9 protein-coding genes are annotated in these 12,865 nt (G+C 65.7%); 4 read left to right on the top strand and 5 right to left on the bottom strand.

Going from position 1 to position 12,865, the window contains the following annotated elements; all coding sequences use genetic code 11:
- Positions 1 to 49: 49 nt before the first annotated feature.
- Both LOC59_RS14410 and LOC59_RS14405 read right to left on the bottom strand, forming a co-directional pair.
- A complete protein-coding gene (locus tag LOC59_RS14410) occupies positions 50 to 2,527 on the bottom strand; it encodes a phosphoketolase family protein (protein ID WP_229972751.1) in 2,478 nt (825 codons plus the stop codon).
- Between the two features lie 57 nt (positions 2,528 to 2,584).
- Complete coding sequence (locus tag LOC59_RS14405) at positions 2,585 to 5,191, bottom strand: ATP-dependent DNA ligase (RefSeq protein ID WP_229972749.1); 2,607 nt, start codon at positions 5,189 to 5,191, stop codon at positions 2,585 to 2,587.
- A 132-nt stretch (positions 5,192 to 5,323) separates the two neighbouring features.
- Here LOC59_RS14405 and LOC59_RS14400 point away from each other — a divergent pair, with 132 nt between their 5' ends.
- The 3 genes from LOC59_RS14400 to LOC59_RS14390 all read left to right on the top strand — a co-directional run bounded on the left by LOC59_RS14400 (position 5,324) and on the right by LOC59_RS14390 (position 10,501).
- A complete protein-coding gene (locus LOC59_RS14400; RefSeq protein ID WP_229972746.1) occupies positions 5,324 to 6,805 on the top strand; it encodes an SDR family oxidoreductase in 1,482 nt (493 codons plus the stop codon).
- Positions 6,806 to 6,931: 126 nt separating this feature from the next.
- Positions 6,932 to 9,196 carry an SGNH hydrolase domain-containing protein gene (locus LOC59_RS14395; RefSeq protein ID WP_229972744.1) on the top strand — a complete coding sequence of 755 codons (2,265 nt, stop codon included), beginning with the start codon at positions 6,932 to 6,934 and terminating at the stop codon, positions 9,194 to 9,196.
- 72 nt (positions 9,197 to 9,268) lie between these two features.
- Entirely contained in the window at positions 9,269 to 10,501 is a 1,233-nt protein-coding gene (locus LOC59_RS14390) for a L,D-transpeptidase (protein WP_229972742.1), read from the top strand.
- Here LOC59_RS14390 and LOC59_RS14385 read toward each other — a convergent pair.
- The 3 genes from LOC59_RS14385 to LOC59_RS14375 all read right to left on the bottom strand — a co-directional run bounded on the left by LOC59_RS14385 (position 10,498) and on the right by LOC59_RS14375 (position 12,187).
- On the bottom strand, positions 10,498 to 10,719 hold the full coding sequence (locus LOC59_RS14385) for a PLD nuclease N-terminal domain-containing protein (RefSeq protein ID WP_227896470.1): 222 nt from the start codon (positions 10,717 to 10,719) through the stop codon (positions 10,498 to 10,500). The genes LOC59_RS14390 and LOC59_RS14385 overlap by 4 nt on opposite strands.
- A 40-nt stretch (positions 10,720 to 10,759) precedes the next feature.
- Positions 10,760 to 11,206 carry a hypothetical protein gene (locus tag LOC59_RS14380; RefSeq protein WP_229972740.1) on the bottom strand — a complete coding sequence of 149 codons (447 nt, stop codon included), beginning with the start codon at positions 11,204 to 11,206 and terminating at the stop codon, positions 10,760 to 10,762.
- 144 nt (positions 11,207 to 11,350) lie between these two features.
- Entirely contained in the window at positions 11,351 to 12,187 is an 837-nt protein-coding gene (locus LOC59_RS14375) for an alpha/beta fold hydrolase (RefSeq protein WP_229972738.1), read from the bottom strand.
- Positions 12,188 to 12,281: 94 nt separating this feature from the next.
- Between LOC59_RS14375 and LOC59_RS14370 the strand changes: the two genes are divergently transcribed.
- The gene (locus tag LOC59_RS14370; protein WP_229972736.1) at positions 12,282 to 12,851 is read left to right on the top strand and encodes a TetR/AcrR family transcriptional regulator; all 570 of its coding nucleotides are present in this window, start codon (positions 12,282 to 12,284) and stop codon (positions 12,849 to 12,851) included.
- Positions 12,852 to 12,865: the final 14 nt, after the last annotated feature.

The following is a 12,865-nucleotide window of genomic DNA, read 5'->3' as shown; positions in this document are numbered from 1 at the left end:
TCGTGTAGACGGATCATGCCATCCCGGCGGGCGGTAGCCCGCGGGAAATCTAGTCTTGCGTTGAACGCTGGGCCTCTTCGAGCGTCCAGCCGCTGATGAACGGCGGGTCCTGCCCCTCGTCCCGGGTGTACTGGCGGCACCGCTGCCGCTCGTCCTGCAGCCACTGCCGGAAGCCGGCCTGGGTGGACCCCAGCGACGGTACGCGGTCCAGCACGTCGATGGCCAGCTGGAACCGGTCAATCTGGTTCAGCATTGCCATGTCGAACGGCGTGGTGGTGGTGCCCTCTTCCTTGTAGCCGCGCACGTGCAGGTTGGAATGGTTGGTGCGGCGGTACGTCAGGCGGTGAATCAGCCACGGATAGCCGTGATAGGCGAAAACCACAGGCCTGTCCTTCGTGAACAGGGTGTCGAAGTCCCGGTCGGAGAGCCCGTGCGGATGCTCGGTGGAATCCTGCAGCCGCATCAGGTCCACTACGTTCACCACGCGGATCCGCAGCTGCGGCAGCCGTTCCTTCAGCAGTGCGGCGGCAGCGATGATCTCCAGCGTGGGCACGTCCCCTGCACAGCCCATGACGACGTCGGGATCCGGCTTCACGCCGGGGGACTCATCTTCGCTGCCGGCGAAGTCCCAGACGCCGATACCGCGTTTGACGTGCAGCTTGGCCTCTTCCGGATCCAGCCACACGGGCGCCGGCTGCTTGCCGGAGACCACCACGTTCACCCGGTCCCGTGTCCCGAGGATGTGCTGCGTGACGGCCAGCAGCGTGTTGGCATCCGGCGGCAGGTACACCCGGATCACGTCGGCTTTCTTGTTCACCACGTGGTCGATGAACCCCGGATCCTGATGCGAGAACCCGTTGTGGTCCTGCTGCCAGACATGGCTGGAGAGCAGGTAGTTCAGTGACGCGATGGGCTGCCGCCAGGGCAGCTCCCTGCTGACCTTCAGCCACTTGGCGTGCTGGTTGAACATCGAATCGACAATGTGGACGAAGGCTTCGTAGCAGTTAAAAACGCCATGCCGGCCGGTGAGCAGATAGCCTTCCAGCCAACCCTCGCAGAGGTGTTCGCTGAGCACCTCCACCACCCGGCCGCTGCGGGCCAGATGTTCGTCCACAGCCTCGATCCGCTGCTGCCACACCTTGTCCGTGACCCCGTAAACCTCCTGCAGCCGGTTGGAGGCCGTCTCATCCGGGCCAAAGATCCGGAAGTTCTCCGGGTTTAGCCGGATGATCTCTGCCAGGTACTTTCCGAGGTTCAGCATGGGGCTCACGCGTTCCCCGCCCGGCTCCTCAATCGCGACGGCGAAGTCCGCGTAGGCGGGCAGGCGCAGGTCCTGGAGCAGACGGCCGCCGTTCGCATACGGAGTGGCGCTCATGCGCAGGTTGCCGGCCGGGGCCAGGGCCGCGATTTCGCCGCGTAGGCGGCCGTCGCCGTCGAACAGTTCCTCCGGACGGTAGGACTGCAGCCAGTCCTGAAGCTGGGTGAGGTGTTCCGGGTTGTCGTGTACCTCGGACAGCGGCACCTGGTGCGCCCGCCAGGTCCCTTCCACGGGTTTGCCGTCCACTTCCCGCGGGCCGGTCCAGCCCTTGGGGGAACGGAGAACAATCATGGGCCAGCGCGGGGCGTGGGGGTCGACGTCGCCGGCAACCGGAGCGTCGGCCGGAACGGCCTGCTTCTCGCCGGACCGGTACGGCTCCTGGATCGCGTGGATCTCTGACAGGCAGGTGCGCAGCGCCGCGGCGAAGTCCTCATGCGCGGTCATTATGGCGTCCGGGTCCGTCACGGTCACGAAGTGCGGGCGGTAGCCGTAGCCTTCGAGCAGCTTCACCAGCTGGGATTCGGGCATCCGGGAGAGCACGGTGGGGTTCGCGATTTTGTAGCCGTTCAGGTGCAGGATCGGCAGGACCGCTCCGTCCGCGGCTGGGTCCAGGAAGCTGTTGGAATGCCAGGACGCGGCCAGCGGACCGGTCTCGGCCTCGCCGTCTCCAATGACCGTGGCCGCCACCAGGTCCGGGTTGTCGAAGACGGCGCCATAGGCGTGCGCCAGCGAGTAGCCCAGCTCGCCGCCCTCATGGATGGACCCGGGCGTTTCCGGCGCCGCATGGCTGGGCACACCACCGGGATAGGAGAACTGCTTGAACAGCGTATGCAGCCCGTCCTCGTCCTCGCCGACGTGGCTGTAGATCTCCGAGTAGGTCCCTTCCAGCCAGGCGTTCGCAACATTGGCCGGGCCGCCGTGGCCCGGGCCGGTAATGAACAGGAACTGCTGGCCGGTCTCATTGATCAGCCGGTTCAGGTGCGCGTAGATGAAGTTCAGGCCGGGGGTGGTTCCCCAGTGTCCCAGCAGGCGGGCCTTCACATCGCCGGGTTCAAGCGGCCGGCGCAGCAACGGATTGTCCCGCAGGTAGATTTGGCCGGCGGAGAGGTAGTTGGCCGCCCGCCACCACGCATCCACCGCCTGCAGCTGGTCCTGGGGCGGCAGTGCCGTTCCGGGCAGTCGATCTTCAGGGGTTCGGGTATCGGTCATTGCTGCGTTCCTCCCGGTTGGGGTGGTGGACGTTCTTGGCTGTCCCAGGCGGTTGCCCTAGGACGGTGCGGGAATTTCCGGTACGACGTCGGAGGGCCGTTTGTCCGGCCGCAGCCCGCGCCACACCGGGTGCCGGAGCTTGCCGGTGCCCGTCCGCTCCGCGTAGGTCACCTCACCCACCAGGACCGGGCGGACCCAGTGCGCGTCGGAGGCGTCGGCCCGGGGCACGTCGTCCAGCGGAGCGGTCTTGCGGGAGAGTTTCTTCAGCCGGGAGCCCACCAGGGCGAGGTCCTTCTCGCTCAGCCCGGAGCCGACCCGGCCGATGTACTGCAGCTCGGTTCCGTCCGGCACTGCCACCAGCAGGGACCCGACTTTGTTGGCCCGGTTGCCCTGGCCCGGCCGCCAGCCCACTATGACTACTTCCTGGCTGAACTGGTTCTTCAGCTTGATCCAGCTGCGCGACCGGATGCCGGCTGAGTAGTCCGCTGAACGGCGCTTGGCCATGACGCCCTCAAGCCCCAGTTCCTTGCTGGCCTCGACGGCGTCCTCCATGCCCAGGTCCAGGGCGGGCGGAACCTGGATATGCCCGCCGTCGTCGCTGGATTCCACGGCCTGTTCCAGGATTTCGCGGCGCTGTTCCCAGCTGAGCTCCAGCAGGGAGTTCCCGTCCAGCCAGAGCAGGTCGAAGATCATGAACTGCACCGGAGTCTTGGCTGCCGCGGCTTCCGCGTCGCGGGCACGGGTCAGGTGCATGCGCGGCTGGAGCAGGCCGAAGTCCGGGCGTCCTGCCTTGTTCAGTGCCACGATCTCCCCGTCCAGCACCGCCCGCTCACCGTTCAGCGAGCGGCCCAGTTCCTGCAGTTCGGGGTACGCCACGGTCATGTCATTGCCGTTGCGGCTGATCAGCCGGGTGCCCTCCGGGGTCACTTCGGCGATCGCCCGCACACCGTCCCACTTCATCTCGAACGCCCAGTCGGCGTCGTCGTTGATATCCGCCTTGGAACCCAGCGTGGCGAGCATGGGTTTCAGGGACGGCATGCCGGAGTCCTTGATGTCCTGCCTGACCGCCGAAGCGTCCGGAAGCGGCAGCGGGTCCGGCCGGGCTTTGGCCGCGGTCTTCACTGCCTCTGCAGGGTTCGGAGTGGACGTGGCGCGTTTCGTGGACGGGGTCCGCTTGGCCGCAGACTCCGAGCCCCCTCCTGTCTCCGGAGCTTCCGCCGGGCGCTGGTCCTTCATCAGGTGCAGGAGCCAATTGTTCTTGCCGTCCTCGCCGCCGGTATGGATGAAGGCAAATCGCCGGTCCGCCGCACCGTCCCGGGCCAGGCCGCCGTCGGGCTGGCCGTGCACGGTGACAATGACTTCCTTGTCCGGGCGCCATTTTTCCGTGTCATAGGTGCCGTGGTCCCAGATCGTCACTTCACCGGCACCGTATTCACCCTTGGGAATGGTGCCTGAGAAGCCGCCGTAATCCAGCGGATGGTCCTCTGTCTGCACCGCCAGGTGGTTTCTGTTCGGCGTAGTGGGCGGGCCTTTGGGAACTGCCCAGGAGACCAGGACGCCGTCGCGCTCCAGCCGGAAGTCCCAGTGCAGCCGCCTGGCGTGGTGCTCCTGGATGACGAAGCTGTTGCCGTCGCCCTCCACGGCCTTGGGCGCTTCTTCCGGAACGGGCTCCGGTGTCTTTGCGGCATCGCGCATGCTGCGGTACTTGTGGAGCCTGTCCGGTGCCGTCGACGCGTCAAGGTCGCCGGCATCCGCCTGTCCGGAGTGCATTCCGGCCAGCGGATCCCCCAGGGTGTCCACCCGCTCCAGGACCTGCTCATAGTCCAGCTGCGCCAGGTCGGGGTCCTCCAGTTCCGCCCAGGTCCGCGGCGCGGCGACCGTCGGGCGGAACCGTCCGCGCAGCGAGTACGGGCAAATGGTGGTCTTGTTGGCGTTGTTCTGGCTCCAATCCACCAGCACCTTGCCCTTGCGCAGCGTCTTCTTCATGTCGCTCACCACCAGGTCCGGGTGGTCAGCTTCCAGCGCCCGCGCCAATTCATGCGCGACGGCGCTCACCTCATCCGACGTCTGCTTTTGATCCAGGGCAGCGTAAAGGTGGATGCCCTTGGAACCGCTGGTGACCGGGCGGGCGTCGAGCCCCATGTCGGTGAGGATGCCCCGGGCCAGGCGGGCTACCTCGGCGCACTGCGCCAGCGAGGCGCCTTCCCCGGGATCCAGGTCCAGGACCAGCCGGTCCGGATTCTGCTTTCCTCCCCGCGGCCCGAACTGCCACTGCGGGACGTGGATTTCCAGGGCAGCCAGCTGGGCCAGCCAGGTCAGCGTGGCCAGGTCATTGACCAGCGGATAGACGTTCGTGCTCTCCTTGTGCTCAATGGCGTTGCGCTTCACCCAACTGGGCGCGGAGTCGTCGATGTTCTTCTGGAAGAAGACCTGCCCGGGCTTCTGCGGAGTTCCGACGCCGTTGACCCAGCGCTTGCGGGTGGCGGGCCGGTTGCGGGCGTACGGAATCAGGGTGTCCGCAATGGCGGCATAGTAGGACAGCACATCCGCTTTGGTGGTACCGGTTTCGGGGTAGAGCACCTTGTCGAGCGAGGTCAGGCGCAGGCGGTGTCCGTCCACGTTGACTGTTTCCCGCTGCTTCGGGGCCGTTCCCGTAGTTGCCATGCCCCCTAGTCTTACCGGGATTAGCAGCCGATTTCCAGTAGCCATCAGCATGCTTACAAAATGTTGCGGGGCTTTTGGGACGGGTTCGCGCAGGGACCTCCGGCACGCAGGCATCGTGTGTATGTTGGGGAAATGACTGACACGCAGCGGGTCCTGGTCACTGGAGCAACCGGCTACATCGGCGGGCGGCTGGTGCCGCTGCTCCTCGCGGACGGGCACGACGTGCGGGTGCTGGTCCGCTCACCCGACAAGCTGAACGATGTCCCGTGGCACGACGACGTCGAGATCGTCCAGGGCGACCTGTCGGATGCGGACTCCGTCAACTCCGCGTTCCAAGACATCGACACGGTGTATTTCCTGGTCCATTCCATGGCCTCGGGCAAAGGGTTCGCCGCGCAGGAAGAGAACATCGCCACCATCGTGGCACAAGCCGCTGAGACCGCCGGCGTCAAGCGGATCGTGTACCTGGGCGGCCTGCATCCCTCCGAGGGTGAGCTCTCACCCCACATGGCGTCAAGGACCGCCGTCGGCGAGATCCTGCTCAGAGGGGCCGTTCCCGCAGTGGTGTTCCAGGCCGGGGTGGTGATCGGTTCCGGCTCGGCGTCGTTTGAAATGATCCGGCACCTGACCGAGACCCTGCCCGTCATGCCCGCTCCGAGCTGGGTGCGCCGGAAAATCGAGCCGATCGCCGTACGGGACGTCCTGCACTACCTGACCCGCGCCGTCGACCTGCCCGAAAACCTGAACCGCACCTTCGACCTCGGCTCCGGCGACGTCCTGGAGTACGCCGACATCATGAACGGCTATGCGGAGGTGGCAGGACTGCCCCGGCGGCGGATTTATGCCCTGCCCATCCCGGCACCCAAGCTGGCCGGCCTGTGGGTGGCACTGGTAACGCCCATCCCGCTCTCCATGTCCCGGCCCCTGGTTGAATCCCTCCAGCACGATGCCGTGGCGAAGGAACGGGACATCAACGGCTACATCTCGGAACCGCAGAACGGACTGACGAACTACCACGACGCCGTCACCCGGGCGCTGGGCAGAGAGGCACGCAACGAGGTGGAGACCACGTGGGCCAGCGCCTCCAGCGCGGCCGACCTCGCGTCGGAGCCCCTTCCGTCAGACCCCGACTGGGCCGGCCAGACGGTCTACGTGGACCAGCGCCGTCGCCGCTCCGACGTTGACTCCAGCCACGTATGGAAAGTGATCGAAGGCATCGGCGGCAACAACGGCTGGTACTCCCTTCCCATGGCCTGGGCCATCCGCGGCGTCCTGGACAAAACCGTGGGCGGTGCCGGGCTGAGCCGCGGAAGGCGGAACCCGGCCACACTCTTTACCGGCGACGTCGTGGACTGGTGGCGGGTGGAGTTCCTCGAACGCGGGACGCTGCTGCGGCTGCGGGCGGAAATGCGGGTCCCCGGCAAAGCCTGGCTGGAGCTTCGGGTGGATCCCGACGGCGGCGGCAGCGTCTACAGCCAGCGCGCCATCTACTTTCCGCGGGGGCTTCTGGGACGGCTGTACTGGTGGCTGATCTATCCCTTCCACGGGTTGATCTTCCCATCCATGGCGAAGAACATTACCCGCCAGGCGGCCAGGCTGGCGGAACTGGGGTAAAGCTTTACCCCGGCCCTTTGTCAAGGTTTGATTCCAGTTTTCCCTGCTCCGCGCGGGGATTGGCTGCGCAGCAGGTCAGCGGGCTAGATTCGTTCCAATCCCGCTCCCCTGCCGAAAGCGTCCAACGTGTCCCTGCCACCGTCCACCCGTGCACAGGCGCGGCAGCAACGGTCGGCCCCTGCCTTCCGGTATGACATCGAGGGCCTGCGCGCCGTCGCGGTGGCTGCCGTGCTCGGAAACCACCTGTATGCGTGGCCGGCAGGCGGCTATGCCGGCGTGGACGTCTTCTTTGTCATTTCGGGTTTCCTCATCACCACCATCCTGGTGCGCGATATTACCTCTCCGGAGAGGCTCTCCCTCGGCGATTTCTACCGCCGCCGGATCCGCAGGCTGGTTCCCGCCGCGGTGGCCGTCCTCGCAACCACTGTCACGGCCGCCTTCGTGGTTTTTGGGCCCGGACGCGCGGCGGCGATCCTCGAAGACGCCGTATGGTCCTTCTTCTTCCTGGGCAACTGGCGCTTTGCGGCGTCCGGGACGGACTATCTGAACGCCGGAGCGGCAGTTTCCCCGCTGCAGCATTTCTGGTCCCTCGGCGTTGAGGAACAGTTCTACCTTGCCTGGCCCTGGCTGCTGATGTCAGGCATCGCCCTGGCCGCGGTGCTGCGCTGCACCGACCGCGGAATGCGTGTGCTGCTGCTCGCCCTGATCGCCGGTTTCTGCGCGCTCACCTTCGTCTTTGCCCTGTGGGAAACCGTGCACCGGCCCACGACGGCGTATTTCTCCACCCTCAGCAGGGCCTGGGAACTCGGTGCCGGAGCCATGCTGGCGGTCGCGGCACCGTGGCTTGTCCGCCTGCCGGGTCTCTTCCGGGCAGTTGCCGGATGGATTGGACTGGGCGGCCTCGCCCTGTCCTTCGCTGTCCTGTCGTCGCAAAGCACTTTCCCCGGCCCCTGGGCACTGCTTCCCGTAGCCTCCACCGTCCTGCTCATCGCGGCCGGAACGGGTGTCCCGGGGCACGGCTACAACCGGATCATGTGGCCCCTGACGAATCCTGCCAGCCGCTACGTTGGACGCATTTCCTATTCCCTCTACCTCTGGCATTTCCCGGTCATCGTCTTCTTCACCGCCCTCTTTCCGGAATCCCCTGCCCTGCCCGCCCTCCTGGTGTCGCTGCTGCTGGCCAGTCTCTCCTTCCACTTCCTAGAGGATCCCGTCCGGCACTCGCGCTGGCTGATGCCCCGGTACACCGCGCGTGAACGGGGCCGGCGCTACTTCCAGCCGGCCACGGCACCGCGTCCGGCCCGGCTGGCCGCCATGGCCGCCGCAACGGGCCTGCTGGCATCGGGTCTGGCGGCGGTCGCCATCGATACTGCCCTGCAGGACAGCCTGCCGCCGGCAGCGGCAGAAACACTGCAGCGGCCCCTACCGATTCCGGCGCCGTCCAGCGTGGAGTCCCCCGTTCCCGCGGAGACTCCCGGCGAAACCGTCCCCGCACCCCAGGATCCCCTGACGGCCCACACCGCGGCCCTGCGCGCAGCCCTTCAGAGCCCGGAATGGCCGGCCCTCTCACCGGATCCTGCATCCTTCACCGAGGGCGGGCGCAACGCGAAACCGGTTGAGTGGATCCAGGACGGCTGCCTTGGCAGCAATGAGGCCAGGAACCCGGATCCCGTCGCCAACACGGCGCACTGCGTCTACGGGGACCCCGGCGCATCCCGGGACCTTGTCCTGTACGGGGACTCGGTGGCGATGGCCTATCTTCCCGCGCTGAGGGCTGTCCTTGACCCCGGACAATGGCGGATCCACGTCTACACCGCTGCGGGCTGCACTCCGGCCGAGGTTGCCCAAACGCGGATCGGCGGCGCCCCCTATCCCGAGTGCCCGGTCTTCCGGGACTGGGCAGTCCAGAGAATCGGCGAGCTGAGCCCGGAGGTGCTGCTCATGGCATCGTTCCGCTACGACCCGGCGCTCTCCAGCGGCGCCACCGGGAAAGCCGCCGACGCCGAGTGGGAGAGCGGAACGCAGCGAATCCATGAGCGGCTGGCGTCAAAGGCGCAACGGACCCTGGTCCTGGGGGCACCGCCGGAAGCAAAGGATCCGGCACAGTGCGCCACCAGGTTCAGCAGCCCGAAGGACTGCGAGCAGGCCCTTCCGGAAGGACACGGTGACCGGGCGGCGCTCGAAGCCCGCGCCGCCACGGCCGGAAACCCCGACGTTCGGTGGATAGACACCACCGCGTGGTTCTGCGTTGACGGACGCTGCCCCTCCTTCGTGGGCAGCACACCGCTCTACGCCGATGCCTACCATCTGTCCGCTGCCGGTGCTGTGTCCCTGGGACCGCTGGTGGCCCACGCACTGTCCGGGGAAACGGCCGGCGAGGTCCGGGGATGACGCAGCCATGCCGCCGAACAGTCTCGCTCACGTAGTATGACTTCAGCCAAACAGAACCAAGGGGATTGAACATTGCAGGAAAAGAGCAGCCGTAAGCGGTGGATCCTGGCCGCTGCGGCCGGGGTCCTGGTCATCGGCGGCGCCGCCGGCGTGGCAGCTGCCACCGGCGCGTTCGACGGCGGAACCACCGCGCAGGCACCTGGGTCCACTCCGTCGCCCAGTAAGCCGGCCGAACCTGCCATCCCGGTTGAATTCACCGCCGAACCCGCAGATGCCGCAGTCGAGGTCAATCCGATAACGGTCCCCACCTTGAAGGTCCAGCACGGCACCATCGAATCCGTGAGCCTTGCCCCGGAAGCCGGCGGTGAGGACGTTGCCGGCGAATTCGCCGGGAACCGGACAGAATGGGCAGCATCAGAGCCCCTGGCTTTCAACACCCGGTACACCTTCACGTTCACGCTGGCGGATTCCAACGGCGAGACGAAGACTTCATCGCAGGCCTTTCACACCGTCACCCCGCCGAATGAAGCCAACGCCTTTATGGGTCCGCTGGACCAGTCCGTCGTCGGCGTCGGGCATCCGATCGAGATCAATTTCAGTGAACCTGTGCTGAATAAGGAAGCCGTCGAAGCTGCCATCACGGTCACCAGCACCAGCGGGCAGGTTGGCGCCTTCTATTGGATTTCGGATAACAAGGCACGCTACCGGCCGGAAACATTCTGGGAACCAAACTCCACCGTGACCGTGGACATGAAGCTGTTCGGTGTGGATTTCGGAAACTCGATGATCGGCAACTTCAACGAAAAGCGGACCTTCCAGGTCCATAACAGCCGCGTTGCCGTCGTGGATAACCTGACCAAGACCATGCAGGTCTTTATTGACGGGCAGCTCACCCGTTCGTTCCCCGTAACCCTGGGCGACTCGGAATGGCCTTCCCCCAGCGGCTACCAGGTGGTCATGTCCCAGCATTCGACGCTGCCGTTCCGGGCCGAGAGCATTGGGCTGAAGCCGGGAGACCCCGCCTACTACGAACCGTTCGACGCATCCTGGGCAAGCCGCCTGACCAACAGCGGCGTCTTTGTCCATCAGGCGCTGCCCGGGGCCATGGGCGCACTCGGCGTCATCAACGTCTCCCACGGCTGCATCGGCATGTCACCTGAAGGGGCGAAGTACTTCTACGACACCTTCGAACCGGGGGACCTGGTGCAGGTATTGAACACCGGCGTTGGCCCCGCAGCCATGTGGGACGGCTACGGGGACTGGAATGTTCCGTGGACGGAATATTCCACGCAGGCGAAGAGCTAGTTCCGGCGGCGCCCGAACACGAAGTAGGCGATCGGGCCAATAAAGTTCACGGCACAGGCTGCGCTCCAGGCAGCTTTGGGACCGTTGATTTCACTGCCCGGACGGCGCCAGATGTCCACGAGCGCGGCGCCTGCCAGCAGGAACTGGATGCTCGAGAGGATCCCGAGACCCTTTTTCTGGTCGGACGTCAGGTCCTGGAAAGACTTTTTCCCGCTCATTGATTCTCCTCGCTTGGCTTGCCATGCCCGGCTTGGGCCTTCATCGGCCCATCCGCATCCGGAAAGCCTGCATCTGTTCGATGACGACCTGGACGATGGCGGTTATTACCCCCAGCATAATCAGGTTCGGTGCCGCATAGCGGAGCCTCATGGTCCACGGTTCGTTCATATACCCGCTGTAGTTCATCTGCGGCTCTGCCGGTTCCGGCGGGACGATGAGGTCCGCGAACAGCCCAAAGAGGCCCAGCACCACCAGCCCGCCCGCGAGGCCCCAGGCCGCGAGACGGTATTTGCGCTGGCGCCGCTCAAGTTCCACCCAGACTTGCGGAGGAGCGCTGGTGGGGTGCGATACTGCCGGGACGTCGCTGATCTCCACAACTTGGGGAGCCTCGGCGGTAAACCGCTGGATGCCTGTCCCGCCGTCCCCGCCTCCACGCTGGAAGGCGGCGTCATAACGCGGATCGAAGTCGCTCTGCCTGCTGGTCATGGGCAGTGTCCCCTTAGCTTGTCCGGGGGGGGGGAAGCCGGCGGCCGCGTCCTGGCCGCCGGCCCTGCCGCTTTCCCCGGCCCTCCCCCATTGATGGAGCACACTGTAGTCCATCCCTGCGGCAGTCGGGCCGGGGACTTGGGACTACTGCGCCAGGAACTTCAGCAGTGCATCGTTGACATCGTCTGCGTGAGTCCACAGAAGGCCGTGGGGCGCTCCCTCAATCTCGATGTACTCGGCCGAAGGCAGGGCCTTGGCGAAACGCCGCCCCGTTGCGTCAATAGGCAGGATGTTGTCCGCTGTGCCGTGGACGATCAGGGCGGGAACGTCGATCTTGGGAATGTCCTGGCGGAAGTCGGTCAGCCAGGTGGGCTGTGCCGCAATTGACGCGACGGGACTGGCGCTGGAGGCCAGGTTCCACCCGGCGTCCATGACCTCCTGGCTAAGCCGCGAAGTGCCCAGCAGTTCATCGGCGTTGTAGAAGTTCTTGAAGAACTCGGTAAAGAAGGCATACCGGTCCGCAGTGACGGCCTCCAGCTGCCCGTCGAAGACCTCCTGCGGGACACCTTCCGGATTGTCGTCCGTCTTCAGCAGATACGGTTCCAGCGAGCCCAGGAACACGGCCTTGGCGACGCGGCCGGAACCGTAAGTACCGAGGTAGCGGCCGACTTCCCCGGTACCCATGGAGAAGCCGACCAGTACGGCGTCCTGGAGGTCCAGGGTGTTGAGCACGGAGTTGAGGTCCGCTGCGAAGGTGTCATAGTCGTAGCCCGTGGCCGGCTTCCCTGATCGGCCGAAACCGCGGCGGTCGTACGTGATCACCCGGTAGCCCGCCGCCAGCAGTGCAGCGGTCTGCTTCTCCCAGGAGGACCCGTCCAGCGGGTAGCCGTGGATGAGGACAACCGGCTGCCCGGAGCCGTGGTCCTCGTAATAGAGGTCTATCGGGGTGCTGTTTTCCGTACCAACACTGATGCGTCCCATTCTTGTTCCTCCTCGTGAAGCGGTGAGATTCATCATTCTCCATTCGGTGACCACTCTAGGGAACGATCGTTCTCAGAGAAGTACAATGGAGTCTATGAACTTAGCGGACGAACGTGGACACGTGATCGACGTCGCGGACCGCCTTTTTTATGAGCGCGGCGTCCAGGCTGTCGGCATGGCTCAACTTCGGCGCGAGGTCGGCCTCCCGCTGAAGAAGCTCTATACCCTGTTCCCGTCTAAGCAGGCCATACTATTCGCCGTGCTGGACCGGCGCCATACCACCTGGACTACCGGGTTGCAGGCCAGGATCGAAGAAGCAGCGGAACCGCGGCAGAAGCTGCTGGCCGTCTACGACTACCTTGCCGGCTGGTTCGCGGAGGAATCTTTCCGCGGCTGCGCCTTCATCAACACCTTTGGCGAACTGGGAAGCCAGTCCCCCGACGTGGCACAGCGTACGCGGGCCCATAAGGAGTCTTTCCAGCGCGTAATGGACGAACTGGTTGCGGCAGCCGGCGGGGATCCGGGGCTCGGCCCCCAGCTGGCCCTGCTCGCCGAGGGAGCACAGACGACGGCGGCGATTTGCGGATCCGCAGAACCGGCCCACCAGGCACGCCGGGCCGCGGAAATCCTGATTGACGCACAGGTACGGGCGGGCTCCGCCTAAGCAGGCCTTCTGTG

The organism is Arthrobacter sp. zg-Y916, from assembly GCF_020907385.1.
Lineage (GTDB): Bacteria > Actinomycetota > Actinomycetes > Actinomycetales > Micrococcaceae > Arthrobacter_B > Arthrobacter_B caoxuetaonis.
The sequence above is the reverse complement of the archived record's forward strand: the minus strand, read 5'-3'. Positions and strand labels throughout refer to the sequence as shown.